Source organism: Streptomyces sp. NPDC005931 (assembly GCF_042871235.1).
Lineage (GTDB): Bacteria > Actinomycetota > Actinomycetes > Streptomycetales > Streptomycetaceae > Streptomyces.
Window position 1 is genome coordinate 358556 of sequence record NZ_JBIAIG010000002.1, and the last position, 20093, is coordinate 378648.

The 20093-nt window shown below is 68.2% G+C and carries 18 protein-coding genes; 9 read left to right on the top strand and 9 right to left on the bottom strand.

The annotated features are described in order from the left end of the window. Window positions 1-10: 10 nt before the first annotated feature. Window positions 11-1219 carry an MFS transporter gene (locus ACFYOV_RS05595; protein WP_389083160.1) on the bottom strand — a complete coding sequence of 403 codons (1209 nt, stop codon included), beginning with the start codon at window positions 1217-1219 and terminating at the stop codon, window positions 11-13. A gap of 142 nt (window positions 1220-1361) precedes the next feature. On the opposite strand from ACFYOV_RS05595, the gene ACFYOV_RS05600 reads away from it, so the two are divergent. Both ACFYOV_RS05600 and ACFYOV_RS05605 read left to right on the top strand, forming a co-directional pair. Then, window positions 1362-1826 (top strand): MarR family winged helix-turn-helix transcriptional regulator, encoded by a 465-nt coding sequence (locus ACFYOV_RS05600; RefSeq protein ID WP_389083163.1) that lies wholly within the window; start codon window positions 1362-1364, stop codon window positions 1824-1826. Window positions 1827-1864: 38 nt separating this feature from the next. Continuing rightward, window positions 1865-2317, top strand: coding sequence for a GNAT family N-acetyltransferase (locus tag ACFYOV_RS05605; protein WP_389083165.1), 453 nt, complete (start codon window positions 1865-1867; stop codon window positions 2315-2317). Between the two features lie 42 nt (window positions 2318-2359). Here ACFYOV_RS05605 and ACFYOV_RS05610 read toward each other — a convergent pair whose 3' ends face one another. Further along, window positions 2360-3754, bottom strand: a complete 1395-nt coding sequence (locus tag ACFYOV_RS05610) for a serine hydrolase domain-containing protein (protein WP_389083168.1) — start codon at window positions 3752-3754, stop codon at window positions 2360-2362. 175 nt (window positions 3755-3929) lie between these two features. Further along, complete coding sequence (dnaB, locus tag ACFYOV_RS05615; protein ID WP_389083170.1) at window positions 3930-5408, bottom strand: replicative DNA helicase; 1479 nt, start codon at window positions 5406-5408, stop codon at window positions 3930-3932. 460 nt (window positions 5409-5868) lie between these two features. Between dnaB and ACFYOV_RS05620 the strand changes: the two genes are divergently transcribed. After that, window positions 5869-7206: an MATE family efflux transporter gene (locus ACFYOV_RS05620; protein WP_389083173.1), complete on the top strand. Its 1338-nt coding sequence runs from the start codon at window positions 5869-5871 to the stop codon at window positions 7204-7206. Between the two features lie 148 nt (window positions 7207-7354). Here the strand turns inward: ACFYOV_RS05620 and rplI are convergent, their stop codons facing one another. From rplI to rpsF, 4 genes are all read right to left on the bottom strand, one after another. Then, entirely contained in the window at window positions 7355-7801 is a 447-nt protein-coding gene (rplI, locus tag ACFYOV_RS05625) for a 50S ribosomal protein L9 (RefSeq protein WP_081236198.1), read from the bottom strand. Between the two features lie 18 nt (window positions 7802-7819). Beyond that, window positions 7820-8056: a 30S ribosomal protein S18 gene (rpsR, locus tag ACFYOV_RS05630; protein ID WP_003949403.1), complete on the bottom strand. Its 237-nt coding sequence runs from the start codon at window positions 8054-8056 to the stop codon at window positions 7820-7822. Between the two features lie 42 nt (window positions 8057-8098). Continuing rightward, window positions 8099-8671: a single-stranded DNA-binding protein gene (locus tag ACFYOV_RS05635; RefSeq protein WP_389083176.1), complete on the bottom strand. Its 573-nt coding sequence runs from the start codon at window positions 8669-8671 to the stop codon at window positions 8099-8101. 75 nt (window positions 8672-8746) lie between these two features. Continuing rightward, window positions 8747-9037: a 30S ribosomal protein S6 gene (gene rpsF, locus ACFYOV_RS05640; protein WP_004985983.1), complete on the bottom strand. Its 291-nt coding sequence runs from the start codon at window positions 9035-9037 to the stop codon at window positions 8747-8749. Between the two features lie 321 nt (window positions 9038-9358). Here rpsF and ACFYOV_RS05645 point away from each other — a divergent pair, with 321 nt between their 5' ends. From ACFYOV_RS05645 to ACFYOV_RS05655, 3 genes are all read left to right on the top strand, one after another. After that, window positions 9359-9673 carry a hypothetical protein gene (locus ACFYOV_RS05645; RefSeq protein ID WP_389083178.1) on the top strand — a complete coding sequence of 105 codons (315 nt, stop codon included), beginning with the start codon at window positions 9359-9361 and terminating at the stop codon, window positions 9671-9673. Between the two features lie 162 nt (window positions 9674-9835). Further along, window positions 9836-10957: a peptidoglycan bridge formation glycyltransferase FemX gene (gene femX / locus ACFYOV_RS05650; RefSeq protein ID WP_260824913.1), complete on the top strand. Its 1122-nt coding sequence runs from the start codon at window positions 9836-9838 to the stop codon at window positions 10955-10957. An 83-nt stretch (window positions 10958-11040) separates the two neighbouring features. After that, window positions 11041-12072 (top strand): alanine racemase, encoded by a 1032-nt coding sequence (locus ACFYOV_RS05655; protein WP_389083181.1) that lies wholly within the window; start codon window positions 11041-11043, stop codon window positions 12070-12072. Between the two features lie 85 nt (window positions 12073-12157). Here ACFYOV_RS05655 and ACFYOV_RS05660 read toward each other — a convergent pair whose 3' ends face one another. Together ACFYOV_RS05660 and ACFYOV_RS05665 are read right to left on the bottom strand one after the other, a co-directional pair. Then, entirely contained in the window at window positions 12158-13666 is a 1509-nt protein-coding gene (locus tag ACFYOV_RS05660) for a glycosyltransferase family 87 protein (RefSeq protein ID WP_389084071.1), read from the bottom strand. A 120-nt stretch (window positions 13667-13786) separates the two neighbouring features. Then, a complete protein-coding gene (locus ACFYOV_RS05665; protein ID WP_389083183.1) occupies window positions 13787-16480 on the bottom strand; it encodes a transglycosylase domain-containing protein in 2694 nt (897 codons plus the stop codon). Window positions 16481-16875: 395 nt separating this feature from the next. Here ACFYOV_RS05665 and ACFYOV_RS05670 point away from each other — a divergent pair, with 395 nt between their 5' ends. The 3 genes from ACFYOV_RS05670 (at window position 16876) to ACFYOV_RS05680 (ending at window position 20027) form a co-directional block, all read left to right on the top strand. Beyond that, entirely contained in the window at window positions 16876-17559 is a 684-nt protein-coding gene (locus tag ACFYOV_RS05670) for a PadR family transcriptional regulator (RefSeq protein WP_389083186.1), read from the top strand. A gap of 44 nt (window positions 17560-17603) precedes the next feature. After that, window positions 17604-18686: an inositol-3-phosphate synthase gene (locus ACFYOV_RS05675; protein ID WP_389083188.1), complete on the top strand. Its 1083-nt coding sequence runs from the start codon at window positions 17604-17606 to the stop codon at window positions 18684-18686. Window positions 18687-18764: 78 nt separating this feature from the next. Then, a complete protein-coding gene (locus tag ACFYOV_RS05680) occupies window positions 18765-20027 on the top strand; it encodes an MFS transporter (protein WP_389083190.1) in 1263 nt (420 codons plus the stop codon). Window positions 20028-20093 lie beyond the last annotated feature (66 nt).

Sequence of the window (20093 nt, forward strand, 5' to 3'; positions counted from 1 at the left end):
GTTCGGGGGCTCAGTGATGCACGGGGGTCGGCCGGTCGGCGGACAGGGAACCCGTGATCACGGTGCCGGTGGCCTGCTCGCGGCGCTCGAGGCCGGCCGAAACGAACGCCAGCACCAGGGCGGCCGCGGCGAGGACGGCACCGACCCAGTTGGGGGCGGTGTAGCCCAGGCCCGCTGCGATGACGAGACCGCCGAGCCAGGCGGACAGGGCGTTGCCGAGGTTGAAGGCTCCGATGTTCACCGCTGAGGCGAGGGTGGGGGCACCGTGCGCCTGGTCGAGCACCCGCTTCTGGAGCGGTGGGACGGTGGCGAAGCCCAGGGCGCCGACGAGTGCGATGGTGACGGCCGCGGCGAACTTGTTGTGCGCGGTCAGCGTGAACAGCGCGAGGACGAGGGCGAGGGCGCCCAAGGACACGTAGAGCAGGGGCATCAGGGCCCGGTCGGCGTAGGCGCCCCCGACCAGGTTGCCGCCGACCATGCCGAGGCCGAAGAGGACCAGCAGCCAGGTGACGGAGCCATCGGCGAAGCCGGCCACGTGGGTCATCATCGGTGCGATATAGGTGATGGCCGCGAAGACACCGCCGAAGCCGAGGACGGTCATCGCCATGGCGAGCAGGACCTGGACGTTCTTGAAGGCGGCCAGTTCGTGGCGCAGGTGGACGCCCTCGGTCCTGGGCAGGTCGGGCACGAGCCGGGCGATGCCCGCCAGGCCGATCACGCCGAGAGCGACGACGATGCCGAAGGTGACGCGCCAGCCGGCGGACTGGCCGACGAGCGTGCCCAGCGGGACACCCACGACGTTGGCGACAGTCAGCCCGGTGAACATCATGGCGATGGCTCCGGCCTTCTTGTCCGGGGCGACCAGGTCGGCCGCGACCACCGAGCCGATGCCGAAGAAGGCGCCGTGGGCCAGCGAGGCGATCACCCTCCCGATCAGCATGACACCGAAGGCCGGTGCCAGGGCCGAGAGCAGGTTCCCGGCGATGAACAGGCCCATGAGCAGCATCAGCATCCGCTTGCGGGACATCCTGGTGCCGAGCACGGTCATGAGCGGGGCCCCGAACATGACCCCCAGGGCGTAGCCGGTGACCAGGTAGCCGGCCATGGGGATCGAGACGCCGAAGTCGCTCGCGACCTCGGGCAGCAAGCCCATGATCACGAATTCCGTCGTTCCGATCCCGAAGGCCCCGATCGCGAGGGCGAGGAGCGCGAGAGGCATGGGGACAGACACCTTCCAAAGTGATTGCAGGAGCTCCTAAGGCTTGACCACAATAATTGCAGACGCCGACTATTTGCAAACGTCGTCTATTGCGTTCCTGCTCTACCCTGGGGTGAGCCGCTCCTGGACGGAGGAACCGCCAATGACCGCGACGGACCCCGCGCTCACCGCCCTGGCCCAGGGCTGGTGCGCCCTCTCCCTGCTGCACGGAAGGATCGAGGCCCAGATCGAGCGCGCCCTGCAGGCCGAACACGATCTGAGCGTGCGCGAGTACTCCCTGCTCGACGTGCTCAGCCGGCAGCACGACGGCGACGGGGGCCATCTGCAGATGAAGCAGGTCGCCGATGCCGTCGTGCTCAGCCAGAGCGCCACGACCCGGCTGGTCACCCGGCTCGAGGACCGCGGCCTGCTGGAGCGCTACCTGTGCCCCACGGACCGGCGCGGCATCTACACGAACGTCACCGAGGCCGGTCTCCAGCTTCTTGAGGAGGCTCGGCCGACCAATGACAGGGCTCTGCGCCAAGCCCTCGACGAGGCGGCGAAGAACCCCGAGCTCGCTCCTCTGGTCCGGGCCGTGGAAACGCTCAAGGCCCCGGTACCGGCATAGCGCCGCGAGTCGCCGTGATGTCCGCTTAGGGTGCACCCATGGGAGATGTGCATATACGCCCCGCGGTCGCCGAGGACGTCCCCGCGATCGTCGGCCTGCTCGCGGACGACCCCTTGGGCGCGCAGCGCGAGTCGCCGGACGACCTCGGCCCGTACCTGTCCGCACTCGAGCGGCTCAGCTCCGATCCGAACCAGCGCCTGGTCGTCGCCGTGCGCGACGGCCGGGTCGTCGGCACGCTCCAGCTCACCGTCATTCCCGGTCTCTCCCGGCGGGGCTCCACCAGGTCGGTCGTCGAGGGCGTGCGGGTGCACGCCGATGAACGCGGCAGCGGCCTGGGGACTCGGCTCATGGAGTGGGCGATCGACGAATCCCGCGCTCAAGGCTGCCAGTTGGTACAGCTGACCTCGGACAATTCCCGCACGGACGCCCACCGCTTCTACGAACGGCTCGGCTTCACCGCCTCCCACGTGGGCTTCAAACGCCCCCTGTGACGGACCATGGCGCTGTTTCACGTGAAACAGCGCCCGCTCCGGTCAGAGCCCGCCGATCCCCCTCCACCCGTCGGGATCCACTCCGCCCGGCACCGACGCACTCGGGTCGTACGGCTGGCGCGTGAACACGAACGATCCCAGGTCGAGATGGCTCACGGCCCCGTCCGATCGCCGTACGGGCTTCAGAAACTCACCGGCGTAGTAGCCCTCCAGGCCCGTCCACGTGCCGTCACCGTTGGAACGGAAGCGGGAGCGACGGCCGTGGCCCGACAGCGGCTCCAAGGAGAGGAACTCGTCGGCCGACAGGCGCAACGCGAAGGCGGACGTTCCCCAGTACCACTGCCCCACGAGTTCCAGCACCGTCGGATCCGCCTCACGCAGCGGCTGCCACGGAGCGGGGATGCGCGGTTCCGCCTCGGCGACGATCCGGACGAGATCGGTGGCGACCGTGAGCAGCGGAACACCGGAAGTGCAGTTGGCCAGCACCACCGCGGCCACGTCGTCCTCCACGCTGATCACGAGACAGGCGAGGAAGCCGGGCAATGAGCCCGTGTGCCCGACGAGGGACCGTCCGTCCTGGTGACGCAACTCCATACCCAGGCCATAGGCGTAACCGCTCGCGACGTCCGCCGCCTCGGCCGGCGCCGCGGGGGTCCTCATCTCGCTCAGCGAGTCGGCACTCAGGACGCGCTCGTCTCCGTCGGCCAGGAAGGCCGCGAAGCGAGCGAGGTCGTTCGCGGTGGACCACAACTGCCCCGCAGGAGCCATCCGCCCCAGGTCTTCCGCGGGTTCCGCCATCATCACGTCGGCCCATGGATGCACCGCCCACCCTCCCGCGTGCGGGGCCGTCGGACGAACGTCCGTCCGGTTGAGACCCAGCGGTTCGAGCACTTCACGGCGAAGCACCTCCTCCCACGGGGCGCCCCGCAGTTCTTCCACCAGCGCGCCCAGCAGCGCGTAGCCGGGGTTCGAGTAGTGGAACCGCCGCCCGACGGGGTGCACGAGGGGCCGCTCACCCAGAACGTCGGCGAGTTCGGGGCGCAGGGCCCCCGGGCTCCGCTCCCACCAGGGCCCCGGCGTCTCGGCCGCCAGCCCTCCGGCATGCGCGAGCAGCTCAGCAATGGTCGCCTCCCCCACGCCCGTACCCGGGAGATGTTCCTCCAGCGCATCCCCGAGATCGATCACCCCCTCGTCCCTCAGCCGGAGGACGAGCACGGCGGTGAACGTCTTGGTGATCGAACCGATCCGGTACTGCACGTCCCCGTCCGGTGCATGCCCCTCCACGGAGGTCCGCGCCCCCGTCCACACGCTCTGCCCACCCCGCACGACCGCCGCGACAACCGACGGCGCCCGCCCCTCGGCCTGGGCAACAGCGATCCGGTGCAACAGGGCCCGACGCGTGGTGGGCAGAAGTTGTTCTTCCTGAGGTGTCGTCATGCCCTCAGTTCATCAGCTGCCGCACCCCCTTCCGGGCCGAAGGGCAGAGCGAACGACGGGGTCGGGGCGCGCGAGCCACGGCGGGGCCGGACGGTTCTCAAGAAGCCCCCGCGCCACATCCGGCTGGGACGATCTCATGGACGGTGTGGCCGGCTGCGGCGTCGTGGACATGGCGTCAGGTCTGGGCCATGTCCACGAAGCGGGAGTAGTGGCCCTGGAAGGCGACCGTGATGGTGGCCGTGGGGCCGTTTCGGTGCTTGGCGACGATCAGGTCGGCCTCGCCCGCGCGGGGGGACTCCTTCTCGTAGGCGTCCTCCCGGTGCAGCAGGATGACCATGTCGGCGTCCTGCTCGATGGAGCCGGACTCGCGCAGGTCGGAAACCATCGGCTTCTTGTCGGTGCGCTGCTCGGGCCCACGGTTCAGCTGCGAGAGTGCGATGACCGGGATCTCCAGCTCCTTGGCGAGCAGCTTGAGATTACGGGACATGTCCGAGACCTCCTGCTGACGGCTCTCGGCGCGCTTGGAGCCGCCGGACTGCATCAGCTGGAGGTAGTCGATGACGACCAGTTTGAGGTCGTTGCGCTGCTTCAGCCGGCGGCACTTGGCGCGGATCTCCATCATCGACAGGTTCGGGGAGTCGTCGATGTAGAGGGGTGCCGCGGAGACGTCCGGCATCCGGCGCGCCAGACGCGTCCAGTCCTCGTCGGTCATGGTTCCGGACCGCATGTGGTGCAGGGCGACCCGCGCCTCGGCGGACAGCAGACGCATCGCGATCTCGTTGCGCCCCATCTCGAGCGAGAAGATGACGCTCGGCAGGTTGTGCTTGATCGACGCCGCCCGCGCGAAGTCCAGCGCGAGCGTCGACTTGCCCATGGCGGGACGCGCGGCGATGACGATCATCTGGCCCGGGTGCAGGCCGTTGGTGAGCGAGTCGAAGTCGGTGAAGCCGGTGGGCACGCCCGTCATCTCGCCGCTGCGCGAGCCGATCGCCTCGATCTCGTCGAGCGCGCCCTCCATGATGTCGCCCAGCGGCAGGTAGTCCTCGCTGGTGCGCTGCTCGGTGACCGCGTAGATCTCGGCCTGGGCCCGGTTGACGATCTCGTCGACGTCGTCGTCGGCCGCGTATCCCATCTGGGTGATGCGCGTACCGGCCTCGACGAGACGGCGCAGTACGGCGCGCTCGTGCACGATCTCCGCGTAGTACGCCGCGTTGGCCGCCGTCGGCACCGTCTGGACGAGGGTGTGCAGGTACGAGGCCCCGCCGACCTTGTTGATCTCGCCGCGCTTGGTCAGCTCCGCGGCGATCGTGATGGGGTCGGCCGGCTCGCCCTTCGCGTAGACGTCGAGGATCGCCGTGTAGATGGTCTCGTGCGCCGGCTTGTAGAAGTCGTGGCCCTTGAGGATCTCCACGACGTCGGCGATGGCGTCCTTGGACAGCAGCATGCCGCCGAGGACGGACTGCTCGGCCTCGAGATCCTGAGGAGGCACCCGCTCGAAGGCGGAGCCTCCGCCGTCCCACGCTCCGGTGTCCCGGCCTCGTTCGTGCTGCTCGTCACGGCCCCGGCCGACGTCCTCACGGCGGCGGGAGGCGGGCAGACGATCGCTGGGTCCGCTGTCGGCCCACGGGTCGTCCAAGGGCTCGGAAATGCTCAACCGAGCCACCTCCTCCCGTCCGCCGAGCGGACCTCGCCGTGCCCCTCAGTTCTACGGCACGGCACTGACAAGTAAGAGGCCCAACTCCGGTTGCACCGTGCCGGAATTGTGGGGGTTTCTAAGCCGGCGGACGGAGGGGGCGCCGCACCACCGTAGGCCCGGCGGCACCGTCAGCCAATCTGGTTATCCACAGGCCATGTGGACGACTGGCCCAATGCTGTGGAGAACTCCGCGAAACCTGTGCACGACCCAGTGGACAGTCCTGTGAACAAGACCCCAGACCCTTCTCCCTCACCGCTTTGACCTGCTGTTTTGTCATCCACGGGTTGTGCAGGAGAAAAAGTTTCCCGGTCGGGTCAAGATCCCCTCCGGAGGTGTACGCAAGCACACACCCTCACCTTGCATGTAAGGACTGAGATTCCTTTGCATCTCTTACCTGTGGAAGATTAGATTGGTGCACATGACACAGGCCCCCGCGCGCCCTGGAGCCGCCCGGCGACAGCACGACCGAGAGATCGTCATGCTGGCCGTCCCGGCCTTCGGTGCCCTTGTCGCCGAGCCCCTTTTCGTCATGGCCGACAGCGCGATCGTCGGTCATCTCGGCACGGCACAGCTCGCCGGCCTCGGTATCGCCGCGGCTCTCCTGATGACCGCTGTCAGTGTGTTCGTCTTCCTCGCCTACGCCACCACGGCCGCCGTGGCCCGACGCGTCGGTGCCGGCGACCTCCCCGCAGCCCTCCGCCAGGGCATGGACGGCATCTGGCTGGCGCTGCTGCTGGGCGCCGCCGTCATCGCCGTGGTCCTGCCCACGGCGCCCGCCCTGGTGGACCTCTTCGGCGCCTCGGACACGGCAGCCCCGTATGCGATCACCTATCTGCGGATCTCGGCACTCGGCATACCCGCCATGCTGATCGTGCTCGCCGCGACCGGCGTGCTGCGCGGGCTCCAGGACACCAGGACGCCGCTGTACGTGGCCATCGGAGGCTTCATGGCCAACGGCGTCCTGAACGCGGTGCTCGTCTACGGCGCCGGCCTGGGTATCGCCGGCTCCGCCTGGGGCACGGTCATCGCGCAGAGCGGCATGGCCGCGGTCTATCTGGCCGTGGTGCTGCGCGGGGCGCGCAGACACGGGGCCTCGCTGCGGCCGGACGCCGCGGGGATCAAGGCTTCGGCCCAGGCCGGGGCGCCCCTGCTCGTCCGCACGCTCTCGCTCCGGGCGATCCTGATGATCGCGACGGCCGTGGCGGCCCGTCTCGGTGACTCGGACATCGCCGCCCACCAGATCATCCTCTCCCTGTGGAGTCTGCTCGCCTTCGCGCTGGACGCCATCGCCATCGCGGGGCAGGCCATCATCGGGCGCTACCTCGGAGCCGGCGACGCCCAGGGAGCACGCGAGGCATGCCGCCGCATGGTGGAGTGGGGCATCGCTGTCGGAGTCGTCCTCGGCGTGCTCGTGGTGCTCGCGCGGCCAGTGTTCCTGCCGCTGTTCACCGGCGATCCCGCGGTCAAGGACGTCGCCCTGCCCGCTCTGATGATCGTTGCCCTCTCCCAGCCCATTTCCGGAGTCGTCTTCGTCCTGGACGGGGTGCTGATGGGCGCCGGTGACGGCCCCTACCTGGCCTGGGCCATGCTGCTGACCCTGGCGGTCTTCACCCCGGTCGCCCTGCTGGTTCCGGTGTTCGGCGGCGGGCTCACCGCCCTCTGGGCCGCGATGACGCTCATGATGACGGTGCGGATGCTGACGCTGTGGCTGCGGACCCGCTCGGGCCGATGGATCGTCACGGGCGCCACACGCTGACCGCTTCACGTGAAGCGACGTGTTTCACGTGAAACGCGGGCGCCATACCCGGAACACTCTGCCGTTTGGCACACCGACGAACACAGCGATGGGGGCCGCACCCCGAAGGGTGCGGCCCCCATGCTCACTGCTTCAGCGAGCGCAGCACTCAGGCCGCGACGACCTCGATGTTGACCTTGGCGGCAACCTCGGGGTGCAGACGCACGGACGTCTCGTGAGCGCCCAGCGTCTTGATCGGCGCGCCGAGCTCGATGCGGCGCTTGTCGACCTCGGGGCCACCGGCAGCCTTGATCGCGGAAGCGATGTCGGCCGGGGTGACGGAACCGAAGAGACGACCGGCGTCGCCGGAACGGACCGCGAGGCGGACCTTGACGCCCTCGAGCTGGGCCTTCACCTGGTTGGCCTGCTCGATGGTCTGGATCTCGTGGATCTTGCGAGCACGACGGATCTGCTCGACGTCCTTCTCGCCACCCTTGGTCCAGCGGATCGCGAGCTTCCGCGGAACCAGGTAGTTGCGAGCGTAACCGTCCTTGACGTCGACGACGTCGCCCGCGGCACCGAGGCCGGAGACCTCGTGGGTGAGGATGATCTTCATGAGTCGGTCACCCTTCCCTTATCGCGCGGTGGAGGTGTAGGGCAGCAGCGCCATCTCACGGCTGTTCTTGACGGCCGTGGCGACGTCACGCTGGTGCTGCGTGCAGTTGCCGGTCACGCGGCGGGCACGGATCTTGCCGCGGTCGGAAATGAACTTCCGCAGCATGTTCGTGTCCTTGTAGTCCACGTACGTGACCTTGTCCTTGCAGAAAGCGCAGACCTTCTTCTTCGGCTTGCGCACAGGCGGCTTCGCCATGGTGATTCTCCTGTGTGATCAAGAAGTGTGGGTACGGCCCGCCTAGAAGGGGGGCTCGTCCGAGTAGCCGCCACCGCCGCCGGAGCCACCGCCCCAACCGCCGCCACCACCCTGCTGGCCACCGGCAGGAGCGCCGGTCGCCCACGGGTCGTCGGCGGGAGCGCCGCCCTGCTGGCCACCACCGGGGCCGCCGCCCCAGCCGCCGCCACCCTGCTGGCCGCCACCGCCGTATCCGCCCTGGCCACCGCGGCCGGTGGTCTTGGTGACCTTGGCCGTGGCATTGCGCAGGCTGGCGCCGACTTCCTCGACGTCCAGCTCGTAGACCGTGCGCTTGACGCCCTCACGGTCCTCGTAGGACCGCTGCTTCAGCCGGCCCTGCACGATGACGCGCATGCCTCGCTGGAGCGACTCGGCGACATTCTCCGCCGCCTGGCGCCAGACCGAGCAGGTCAGGAACAGGCTCTCGCCGTCCTTCCACTCGTTCGTCTGGCGGTCGAAGGTGCGGGGAGTCGACGCGACACGGAACTTCGCGACGGCCGCACCGGACGGGGTGAAGCGCAGCTCGGGGTCATCGACAAGATTGCCGACGACCGTGATGACGGTCTCGCCTGCCATGGGTGAACCTCTCGGCGGGTTTGCTGCTGGCTGCTGGTGCTGCTACTCGAATCCCGAGATCAGCTGAGCGAGAGCTCAGTGGGTCTCGGGGCGGAGGACCTTGGTCCGGAGGACCGACTCGTTCAGGTTCATCTGGCGGTCGAGCTCCTTGACGACCGCAGGCTCGGCCTGCAGGTCGATGACCGAGTAGATGCCCTCGGGCTTCTTCTTGATCTCGTACGAGAGACGACGACGGCCCCAGGTGTCGACCTTCTCGACCTTTCCGCCACCGTCACGGACGACAGAAAGGAAGTTCTCGATCAGCGGGGAGACAGCACGCTCCTCGAGATCGGGGTCGAGGATGACCATCACCTCGTAGTGACGCATGTGGAACCCACCTCCTTTGGACTCAGCGGCCACGGTCGTTCCGTGGCAGGAGGGTCGTGATGCGTTGCGCAACGATGCCTGTCAGTAAAACAGCCGCCACTGACAATCGAGGTCGGGCGGCGGTTTCCCCAGGCCGGCCGGGACGGACCGCGGTCCTCTCCCCGACTCCTGCCTGGCTCTGTCCGGACAGACACCGGTGCAGACGGTACAGACTACCCGCACACCGGCTTCCGGTTGAAATCCGCCCGGGGAGCCCGTCAGTCTGTACGCATCGGGTGTATATGGCGCTACCGTGCGCCGTCCCTTCGCAGGAGGTGCCCCATGGCACAGGCAATGCGACCCAACACCGCCGGAGGACTCTTCGCCTCGGACGGCAAGCCCCACCCGCTCCAGGACACCCTGCTCGCGGTGACCCTGGTGCTGGGGATCACGTCCTTCGTCACGGCGATGTTCCACCACCTGCACCTGCTCAGCTCCTGGACCGGTCTCCTGGGCATCATCGCCGGCGGGTACGGCCAGTGGATCTCGGAGACGACGCGTGAGCGCTTCGGGCTGATCCTGGGCCTCGGTGCCGCTGGGGTCGGCTTCTTCCTGGGCATGGCGCACGGCGGCCTCTTCGGCGGACTCGTCGACTGACGCCGGACTCACTGCAGAACACCGCGGAACGCCCCGGCCGGCGGACGGCCGGGGCGAAGCGTCCGTGCGCCCAACCGGGGGGCTCGCCAGGCGCAGTAGGCTTCGCGCGAGAGCCGGAGCCCCTGAACCCATGGGGACACACCAGCCCGAGGAGCGCCCCGAATGAGCCTGACCCTGAGGACCATCAGTCGAGAGCAGCATCTGGCCTACATCCAGAGCCTGCCGTCGGCGAGTCACATGCAGGTCCCGGCCTGGGCAGACGTGAAGGCGGAATGGCGCTCGGAGAACCTCGGCTGGTTCGACGACCGGACCGGTGAACTGGTGGGCGCCGGCCTCGTCCTCTACCGGCAGCTTCCCAAGATCAAGCGGTACCTCGCCTATCTTCCCGAGGGCCCGGTCATCAACTGGTTCGCGCCAAATCTCCAGGAGTGGATCGAGCCGATGCTGGCGCACCTGAAGCAGCAGGGCGCCTTCTCGGTCAAGATGGGGCCTCCGGTGATCATCCGGCGCTGGGAGGCCGCGACCATCAAGAAGGGCATCCAGGACCCGGACGTGAAGCGTCTGCGCGACCTGGAGGCCGACTTCATCGAGCCCCGCGCCTTCGAGGTCGCCGACAAGCTGCGCCGCATGGGCTGGCAGCAGGGCGAGGACGGCGGCGCCGGTTTCGGCGACGTCCAGCCGCGTTACGTCTACCAGGTGCCGCTGGCCAACCGCTCCCTGGAAGAGGTGCACAAGAACTTCAACCAGCTGTGGCGCCGCAACATCAAGAAGGCCGAGAAGGCCGGCGTCGAGGTCGTCCAGGGCGGCTACGAGGACCTGGCCGAGTGGCAGCGGCTGTACGAGATCACGGCCGTGCGCGACCACTTCCGGCCCCGCCCGCTCTCTTACTTCCAGCGCATGTGGACGGCCCTCAACAGCGAGGACCCCAACCGTATGCGGCTGTACTTCGCGCGGCACAACGGCGTGAACCTCTCGGCGGCCACGATGCTGATCGTGGGCGGCCACGTCTGGTACTCCTACGGTGCCTCCGACAACATCGGCCGGGAGGTCCGGCCCTCGAACGCGATGCAGTGGCGGATGCTGCGCGACGCCTACGCCCTCGGTGCCACCGTCTACGACCTGCGCGGCATCTCCGACTCGCTGGACGAGACCGACCACCTTTTCGGCCTGATCCAGTTCAAGGTGGGCACGGGCGGCCAGGCTGCCGAATACCTCGGCGAGTGGGACTTCCCGCTGAACAAGTTGCTGCACAAGGCGCTCGACATCTACATGTCGCGCCGCTGACCCCACGTCCGCCGCCCCGACGGCTTCGTTCGCTCCCATACCTCTGATACACCGCAGCCACGAGAAAGGTTCCAGGTCCGGCCATGGCGCTCACGCTCTACGTCGACACCGCGCGCTGGCGGGCGCACCACAAGCACGTGCAGGAGCAGTTCCCGGGTCTCGTCCCGGTCTGCAAGGGCAACGGCTACGGCTTCGGCCACGAGCGGCTGGCCGAGGAGGCCACACGGCTGGGCTCGGACGTGCTCGCCGTGGGCACGACGTACGAGGCCGCCCGGATCAAGGACTGGTTCGGCGGCGACCTGCTGGTGCTGACCCCGTACCGGCGTGGTGAGGAGCCTGTGCCGCTGCCCGACCGTGTCATCCGCTCGGTGTCGTCGGTCGACGGCGTGTACGGCCTCGTCGGCGCGCGTGTGGTCATCGAGGTGATGTCCTCGATGAAGCGCCACGGCATCAGCGAGCAGGACCTGCCGCAGCTGCACGCCGCCATAGAGAACGTCCGGCTGGAGGGCTTCGCCATCCATCTGCCGCTGGACCGCACCGACGGCTCGGATGCGGTCGAGGAGGTCATCGGCTGGATGGACCGCCTGCGGGCGGCCCGCCTGCCGCTGCACACGATGTTCGTCAGCCACCTCAAGGCCGATGAACTCGCCCGGCTTCAGCAGCAGTTCCCGCAGACCCGCTTCCGGGCCCGGATCGGCACGCGCCTGTGGCTGGGGGACCACGAGGCCACCGAGTACCGTGGCGCGGTTCTGGACGTCACGCGCGTCGCCAAGGGGGAGCGGTTCGGCTACCGGCAGCAGAAGGCCGCCTCCGACGGCTTCCTGGTGGTCGTGGCGGGCGGCACGTCGCACGGTGTGGGCCTGGAGGCCCCCAAGGCGATGCACGGTGTCATGCCGCGGGCCAAGGGCGTCGCCCGCGCCGGCCTCGCCACGGTGAACCGGAACCTCTCCCCGTTCGTCTGGGGCGGCAAGCAGCGCTGGTTCGCCGAGCCGCCGCACATGCAGGTGTCGATCCTGTTCGTGCCGGCGGACGCCCCGGAACCCAAGGTCGGCGAGGAGTTGGTGGCCCATCTCCGGCACACCACCACGCAGTTCGACCGTCTTGTCGACCACTGAGCCGAGCGCGAGCCGGAAAGGCCGTACACGGATATCCCGTGTACGGCCTTCCCCTTTCTCGAACCTCCCCAGGCGGAGCGTTCGCTCAGAGCGAACCGCCCGTGGCACCGGTCCGGCCCCACTCGACCGCAGGCCCCTTGATGTGCGCCGCGTGTCGCGCGGGACGGGCAGCGGGCCCGAAGACATGGACGTCCTCGGCCCCGTCGAGCACTCCGCCCGAGGGATCGTCGTCCCCGCCACGGCGCACGGGGTCCCGCTCCGGCATGAGGATGTCGCGCACGACCATGGCACACAGGTAGAACGTCCCCATCAGGTGCAGAACGATGGTCCAGTGGTAGCCGTCGGTCGGCAGGCCCTTGTGGGCGTCCCCGCTGGTCGTGTACGCGAGGTACATCCAGATGCCGAGGAAGTACGCCACCTCACAGGCCTGCCAGATCAGGAAGTCCCGCCACCGGGGCCGGGCAAGGGCGGCCAGGGGCACCAGCCACAGGACGTACTGCGGCGAGTACACCTTGTTGGTCAGGATGAACGCCGCGACGATCAGGAAGGCCAGCTGGGCGAAGCGCGGCCGGCGCGGAGCCATGAGGGCGAGTGCGGCGACGCCGACGCAGCCCAGGACCATGAGCAGCGTGGCAAGGGTATTGACCGTGTCGGTGCTGAGCGGGTCGGAGGAGTTCTGGGCCAGGATCAGCCAGAACGAGCCGAAGTCGACACCGCGCTCCTCGCTGAACGAGTAGAACTTCGACCAGCCGTCGAAGGCGGTGAGCATGACGGGCCCGTTCACCAGGGCCCAGGCGGCCAGCGCACCGCCCAGCGCGGTGCCGTACGCCCGCCATCGTCCCGTACGCCAGCACAGCACCAGCAGCGGCCCTAGCAGCAGCACGGGATAGAGCTTGGCGGCCGTCGCGAGCCCGAGCAGGACACCGAACGCGAAGGGACGCCCCCGCGACCACATCATCATCGCGGCGGCCGTCAGGGCGACCGCCAGCAGGTCCCAGTTGATCGTCGCGGTGAGCGCGAAGGCGGGCGCGAGGGCGACCAGCAGACCGTCCCAGGGCCGTCGTGCGTGCGTGCGGGTCACACAGACGGCGATGACGGCCACGCAGAGCATGAGCATCCCGGCGTTGGCCATCCAGTACCACTGGGCCTGCTCCTGGAGCGTGCCGGAGCCCGGCGTGAGCCAGGCGGCGACCTCCATGAACACGCCGGTCAGCACGGGGTACTCGAGGTACTCCATCTCGCCGGGGAGCTTGTCGAAGTACGGCACGAGTCCGTCGGCGAAGCCGCGTCCCTGGTAGAGGTGCGGGATGTCCGAATAGCAGGCGTGCGTGTACTGGGAACTGGCGCCGAAGAACCATGCGCCGTCGTAGCAGGGTGCCTTCTGCACCAGCCCGAGGGCGTACATGCCGATCGCCACGAGGGCGATCACCCGGACCGGGGTCCACCAGGAGGTCCCGAGCAGCGCACGGCGCCCGACGGGGCCGCCGATCAGCTCACTGCCGGCCGCGGCTACCTCGTCCTCCTCCGTCGGCCGCACCAGCTCGGGCTCGTGGGCGCTCGCTTGCGTCGATTCTCCACTGGGCATGCCGCACATCCTGCCGTACGTGTCCGGGAAAACGCCGAGGGCCGCCGTACCGGAAAGGTACGGCGGCCCATGTTTCACGTGAAACACCCGAGCGTTTCTCGCGAAACGCCGATGTCGGCCGATCGTGGGCTAAGCGGCGGGCCCCCCGAAGAGGCCTCCGCCTCCGTTGCCGTTCCCGCCCTTGTCGTCGCCGGAACCGTCCGTTGCGGTGGGCGTGGGTGAGGTGGTCACCCCACCGTCCGTGCCACCGGTATCGGTTCCGCCCTGGCCGTTGCCGCCCGTGTCCCCACCGCCGTCGTCACAGGTGAAGTCGAACGGATCACAGGTGGTGGTCTCGGTGGGGGTCGGGCTCTTCCCCGGCTTCTGGGTCGGCGTCTCGCTCGGCGTGGGAGTCGTCTCCACAGTCTCCGACGGCGTCGGAGTCGCACTCGGTGTCGGAATGTCGTTGACGATCTCGCCGATGGGCTGCGGTACCGGGAATTTCACCGGAGGCAGGTTCTTCAGTGCGTCCTCCATGTAGTCGGCCCAGATCACGGAGGGGAAGGAGGCACCGTGGATCTTCTTCTGGCCGCCCGTTCCGAACATCTCCAGGAACTGCCGGTCCTTGATGGACTCGTCGTCGGGATAACGGAACATGGTGATCGCGGTCGACAGCTGGGGCGTGTACCCGACGAACCAGGCGGATTTGTTGCCGTCCGTCGTACCGGTCTTGCCGGCCACCTCGCGGCCGGCCAACTGCGCGTTGGTACCGGTGCCCTTTTCGACGACGGTCTTCAGGACATCCGTGACGTTGTCGGCCACGAGGGAGGTGAACGCCTGCTTGGTCTCGGTCTTGTGGGTGAAGACCGTGCCGTTCTTGCTCGTCACCTTCTTGACGGAGAAGGGCGTCCGCTGCTTGCCGCTGGATGCGAACGTGGCGTAAGCGCCCGCCATGCGGATCGCACTGGGGTTGGATGTACCGATGGAGAACGACGGGTAGTCCGTGCCGGCAAGGCTGCTCTCGAGGATGCCCGCGTCGACCGCGGCCTCCTTCACCTTGTCCAGGCCGACATCCATGCCGAGCTGCACGAAGGAGGAGTTCACCGACTCCCGCATCGCCTCACGCAGATCGATCTTGTAGTCGGGCGGGGTGCCGTACGAGACGTCGCCGTCGTTGACCTGCAGCCACTCCTCTCCCTTCTCGTTCTGCCAGATCGACCCGTCGTAATTCTTGATCTTGAGTTTGTTCTTGCCGGGGTACAGGCTCTTCTCGGAGACCTGGGTGCGCTCGTCCTGAGCCTGATCCGGGTCCAGCTCGGGGTCACGGACGCCCCACTTCATCGCGGCCGCGAGCACGAACGGCTTGAACGTCGAACCGACCTGGGCGCCGGTCGCGTCCGCGTTGTTGGTGAAGTGCTTGGTCGCGTCCTCACCGCCGTAGATCGCCCTGATCGCGCCGGTCGCCGGGTCCACCGAGGCACCACCGAACTGGACGTGGGTGTCGGTCTCCGGACGCTCCTTGGGCTTGATGTTCTGCTTGTAGACCTTCTTGACCGACTTCTCGAGTTCCTCCACCTTCTTCCTGTCGAAGGTGGTGTAGATCGAGTAGCCGCCCTGCTCGAGGTCGCTCGCGGTGATTCCGGTCTCTTCGCTGTTGTTGACGATGTACGCCTTGGCGAGGTCCACGAGGTAGCCGACCTGGCCGCTCAGCGCGGTGTTCGACCGGGGGTTCTGCACGTGGGGCAGCTCGGGGTACTCACCCCTCGTCCCCGCGTCCAGAAGGCCGTACTCGACCATCTTGTCCAGCGTGTCCTGCATCTGCCGCTCGGCACGCTTCTTGTTCTTCGCGGGGGTCGCGCCGACCGGGTCGATGGAGGTCGCGCCGGCCGGGTCGTAGTAGGTGGCTCCCTTGAGCACCGCGGCCAGGAAGGCGCACTGGCCCTCGTTCAGCTGGATGGCGTCCTTGTTGAAGTAGGCCCGCGCCGCCGCCTGGATGCCGTAGGCACCACGACCGTAGTACGCGGAGTTCAGGTAGCCCTCGAGGATCTTGTTCTTGTCGACGGTGGCGCCCACCTTGACCGAGACCAGGACCTCCTTGAACTTGCGGGAGATCGTCTGGGACTGGTCGTCCAACATCGCGTTCTTGACGTACTGCTGGGTGATCGTCGAACCACCCTGCGTCTCGCCGCCCTTGGCCATGTTGAACAGGGCCCGGGCGATGCCCTTGGGGTCGATGCCCTTGTCGTCGTAGAAGGTCTTGTTCTCCTGGGCGATCACGGCGTTCTGCATCGCCTTGGGGATCTGGGCGAGGCCGACGATCTGGCGGTTGCGCTCACCACCCGTGGCGACCATCTGCGAGCCGTCGGCCCAGTAGTAGACGTTGTTCTGCGCCTGGGCGGTCTTGGCCACGTCCGGCACACCGACCAGCGCGTAACCGATCCCCGCGACGGCGACCATGCTGCCCAGGAAAGCGAGGCACAATCCGGACACGAGCTTCCAGGACGGCATCCAGCGCCGCCAGCCGTACTTGTCGTGCCGCGGATAGTCGATGATCCGCCTCTTGCCGGGGGGAGCGCCGCGTCCCCTGCCTCGACCGGGCCCCGCGGAACCGGCACGACGGCCGCCCCCGCCCCTCTGGGCCGCGCGCCGCGCCTCGGCACGGCTGCCGTACTGACGTTCCTCACCCCCCGAGCCGCGGGAACCCGTCCGATAGGACTCGGACGGAGACCCGGTGGCGCCTCGCGGTGCCGCGCGGCGGCCGGAGGACGAGCCGGACTGGCCGCGTCGGGCCGCGGCACGTCCGCCTCCCTGCGGCTGCGGCGGTTTGCGACGGTGCTCGCTCATCGAACGACTACTCCTCGGGCAGGCGCACCCTTGCGCGCCTGGAAACGGCGGCTGGTTTCCGGTCCCCCCGAAGTACGGATGCGGCTGGTGCCACATTCACCCGTACTGCACCGAGGACCATGACGCCCCCAGACATCACTCGGTTCCCGGTGTTGTGCATGGCGCACAGACTACGCACCGCCAAAACCTGCCGAGTCCAGAAGTTCACCTCAAATCAGGCAACTTACCTGTGACGAATCAGTGATGTGATCCCGTTCACCACACTCCCCCTTGTCGCAACCGGAACGCCGTTCTATCGTGCTGATGTATCGAGTCGATACATCAGCACGGCATAAGGACGGCGGCACTCCGTTCCGAACCCGTCACGGCACGACCGCGGCAGAGAGGAGGCGACGATGAGCCGGCGTTCCGGGATCCTCGAGTTCGCCGTACTCGGCCTGCTCCGCGAATCTCCTATGCACGGTTATGAGCTGCGCAAACGACTCAATACGTCGCTGGGCGTGTTCCGTGCCTTCAGCTACGGGACGCTCTACCCCTGCCTCAAGACGCTGGTCGCAAACGGCTGGTTGATCGAGGAACCGGGGAACACCGCCGAGGACGCCCTCGCCGCTCCGCTCGCGGGACGCCGCGCCAAGATCGTCTACCGGTTGACCGCGGAAGGTAAGGAGCACTTCGAACAGCTCCTGTCCCAGACGGGGCCGGACGCCTATGAGGACGAGACCTTCGCCGCGCGGTTCGCCTTCTTCGGGCAGACGTCGCGCGACGTACGGATGCGCGTGCTGGAGGGCCGTCGCAGCCGGCTGGAGGAGCGCCTGGAGAAGATGCGCGCCTCTCTGGCGCGGACCCGGGAGCGCCTCGACGACTACACGCTCGAGCTCCAGCGCCACGGTATGGAGTCCGTGGAGCGCGAAGTGCGCTGGCTGAACGAGCTCATCGAGAGTGAGCGGGCGGGGCGGGACCTGAGAGGTTCCGCGTCCGGGCGACCCGCTCAGCAGGACACCACACAGGGAGCGACGGGCGGCCTGCCCCGGCCGGGGGACGACCCCCGACCGGATACGCCCGACGACACCGCCACGTGAGGACCACTGAAGGTCCCCACTCGTACACATAGGGAGCAACCGGAATGGGTTCGGTTCGCGTAGCCATCGTCGGCGTGGGCAACTGCGCGGCATCGTTGGTGCAGGGAGTCGAGTACTACAAGGACGCCGACCCGGCGTCCAAGGTGCCGGGCCTGATGCACGTCCAGTTCGGCGACTACCACGTCCGTGACGTCGAGTTCGTCGCCGCGTTCGACGTGGACGCCAAGAAGGTCGGTCTCGACCTCGCGGACGCCATCGGCGCCTCGGAGAACAACACCATCAAGATCTGCGACGTGCCCAGCACCGGTGTGACGGTCCAGCGCGGCCACACCCTCGACGGTCTCGGCAAGTACTACCGCGAGACGATCGAGGAGTCCGCCGAGGCTCCCGTCGACGTCGTCCAGGTGCTCAAGGACAAGCAGGTCGACGTCCTCGTCTGCTACCTGCCCGTCGGCTCCGAGGACGCGGCGAAGTTCTACGCCCAGTGCGCCATCGACGCCAAGGTCGCCTTCGTCAACGCGCTCCCGGTCTTCATCGCCGGCACCAAGGAGTGGGCGGACAAGTTCACCGAGGCGGGCGTGCCGATCGTCGGTGACGACATCAAGTCCCAGGTCGGTGCGACCATCACGCACCGCGTCATGGCGAAGCTGTTCGAGGACCGCGGTGTCATCCTGGACCGCACGATGCAGCTGAACGTCGGCGGCAACATGGACTTCAAGAACATGCTCGAGCGCGAGCGCCTGGAGTCCAAGAAGATCTCCAAGACGCAGGCCGTCACCTCCCAGATCCCCGACCGGGACCTCGGCGAGAAGAACGTCCACATCGGCCCGTCCGACTACGTCGCGTGGCTCGACGACCGCAAGTGGGCCTACGTCCGCCTCGAGGGCCGTGCCTTCGGTGACGTCCCGCTGAACCTGGAGTACAAGCTCGAGGTCTGGGACTCCCCGAACTCCGCCGGTGTCATCATCGACGCCCTGCGCGCCGCGAAGATCGCCAAGGACCGGGGCATCGGTGGCCCGATCCTGTCGGCGTCCTCGTACTTCATGAAGTCCCCGCCGGTGCAGTACTTCGACGACGAGGCCCGCGAGAACGTCGAGAAGTTCATCAAGGGCGAGGTCGAGCGCTAGGACCGTCACCTTGCGGGCAGTTGAGGGTCTCCGGGTCGTACGGCCCGGAGACCCTTCCCCTATGTGAGGCTGAGCCCCATGGCCGTCGTCCGTGATCTGCGCGTCCTGCTGCGCTTCCAGGGCTTCAGGCGCCTGCTCGCCGTACGGCTGCTGTCCCAGGGTGCCGACGGAGTCTTCCAGGTCGCGCTCGCCGCCTACGTGGTCTTCTCGCCCGAGCGGCAGACGTCGGCCGCGGCGATCGCCTCCGCGATGGCCGTCCTGTTGCTCCCGTACTCCCTGGTCGGCCCCTTCGCCGGCGTGTTCCTGGACCGCTGGCGCCGCCGTCAGGTCTTCCTGTACGGCAATCTGCTGCGCGGGCTCATGGCCGCGGTGACCGCCGTGCTGATCCTCGCTCAGGTACCGGACTGGATCCTCTACGTCTCCGCCCTGTGCGTCACCGCCGTCAACCGTTTCGTCCTCGCGGGCCTGTCCGCCGCGCTGCCCCGCGTGGTCGACACAGAACGACTGGTCGTCGCGAACTCACTGTCGCCGACCGCGGGGACACTCGCCGCGACCGCCGGCGGTGGACTGGCGTTCGCCGTGCGCCTGGTCGTCGCGGACTCCGACGCGGCCGTCGTGGTCGTGGGCGCCGCCCTGTACCTGGGTGCGGCACTGGCGTCGCTGCGCATCGCGGCGGAACTGCTGGGCCCGGACCGCGCGTCGACGCCTCCGCGGCTGGCCACCGCGCTCACCGGCACGGCACGCGACCTGCTGGCGGGCGTACGACACCTGGCCGCCCCGCCGCGCAGGGAGGCCGCGTGGGCGCTCGTGGCGATGTCCCTCATGCGCTTCTGTTACGGCGCCATGCTCGTCATGCTGCTGATGCTGTGCCGGTACGCCCTGACGTCGACCACGGACGAGGGACTCGCCCTGCTGGGGCTGGCGTTGGGCGTCTCCGGCGCCGGCTTCTTCGCCGCCGCCGTCGTCACGCCGTGGGCAGCGGGGCGGCTGGGGCCGGGTCGCTGGATCATGGTGTGCGCCGGTGCGGCGGCAGTCCTGGAACCCGCACTCGGTCTGCTCTTCGCCACCGTTCCCTTGCTTGCCGGGGCGTTCGTCCTGGGGCTGACCACCCAGGGCGCCAAGATCGCCACGGACACCATCGTCCAGTCCTCCGTCGAGGACGGCTTCCGGGGCCGGATCTTCTCCGTCTACGACGTGCTGTTCAACGTGGCCTTCGTCGGCGCCGCCGTAGTCGCCGCCCTGATGCTGCCGCCTGACGGCCGGTCGGTTCCGCTGGTGGTAACAATCGCCGTTATCTACGGAGCGGTAGCTATCGCTATGGGCCGTTTTGCACGCCAGTAAGTGTCACATCAGTGCCACAGAGCCCCACTGGACTACAGGGATGTCAGTAGAGGCCGGTAGCTTACG

Bases quoted from the DNA above. Each gene is read 5' to 3' on its own strand.
- ACFYOV_RS05635 (WP_389083176.1), bottom strand. From the start codon at position 8,671: ATGGCAGGCGAGACCGTCATCACGGTCGTCGGCAATCTTGTCGATGAC.
- rpsR (WP_003949403.1), bottom strand. From the start codon at position 8,056: ATGGCGAAGCCGCCTGTGCGCAAGCCGAAGAAGAAGGTCTGCGCTTTC.
- ACFYOV_RS05610 (WP_389083168.1), bottom strand. From the start codon at position 3,754: ATGACGACACCTCAGGAAGAACAACTTCTGCCCACCACGCGTCGGGCC.
- ACFYOV_RS05660 (WP_389084071.1), bottom strand. From the start codon at position 13,666: ATGTGCGGCATGCCCAGTGGAGAATCGACGCAAGCGAGCGCCCACGAG.
- ACFYOV_RS05600 (WP_389083163.1), top strand. From the start codon at position 1,362: ATGACCGCGACGGACCCCGCGCTCACCGCCCTGGCCCAGGGCTGGTGC.
- rplI (WP_081236198.1), bottom strand. From the start codon at position 7,801: ATGAAGATCATCCTCACCCACGAGGTCTCCGGCCTCGGTGCCGCGGGC.
- ACFYOV_RS05680 (WP_389083190.1), top strand. From the start codon at position 18,765: ATGGCCGTCGTCCGTGATCTGCGCGTCCTGCTGCGCTTCCAGGGCTTC.
- ACFYOV_RS05605 (WP_389083165.1), top strand. From the start codon at position 1,865: ATGGGAGATGTGCATATACGCCCCGCGGTCGCCGAGGACGTCCCCGCG.
- ACFYOV_RS05595 (WP_389083160.1), bottom strand. From the start codon at position 1,219: ATGCCTCTCGCGCTCCTCGCCCTCGCGATCGGGGCCTTCGGGATCGGA.
- ACFYOV_RS05670 (WP_389083186.1), top strand. From the start codon at position 16,876: ATGAGCCGGCGTTCCGGGATCCTCGAGTTCGCCGTACTCGGCCTGCTC.
- ACFYOV_RS05645 (WP_389083178.1), top strand. From the start codon at position 9,359: ATGGCACAGGCAATGCGACCCAACACCGCCGGAGGACTCTTCGCCTCG.
- femX (WP_260824913.1), top strand. From the start codon at position 9,836: ATGAGCCTGACCCTGAGGACCATCAGTCGAGAGCAGCATCTGGCCTAC.
- rpsF (WP_004985983.1), bottom strand. From the start codon at position 9,037: ATGCGTCACTACGAGGTGATGGTCATCCTCGACCCCGATCTCGAGGAG.
- ACFYOV_RS05620 (WP_389083173.1), top strand. From the start codon at position 5,869: ATGACACAGGCCCCCGCGCGCCCTGGAGCCGCCCGGCGACAGCACGAC.
- ACFYOV_RS05675 (WP_389083188.1), top strand. From the start codon at position 17,604: ATGGGTTCGGTTCGCGTAGCCATCGTCGGCGTGGGCAACTGCGCGGCA.
- ACFYOV_RS05665 (WP_389083183.1), bottom strand. From the start codon at position 16,480: ATGAGCGAGCACCGTCGCAAACCGCCGCAGCCGCAGGGAGGCGGACGT.
- ACFYOV_RS05655 (WP_389083181.1), top strand. From the start codon at position 11,041: ATGGCGCTCACGCTCTACGTCGACACCGCGCGCTGGCGGGCGCACCAC.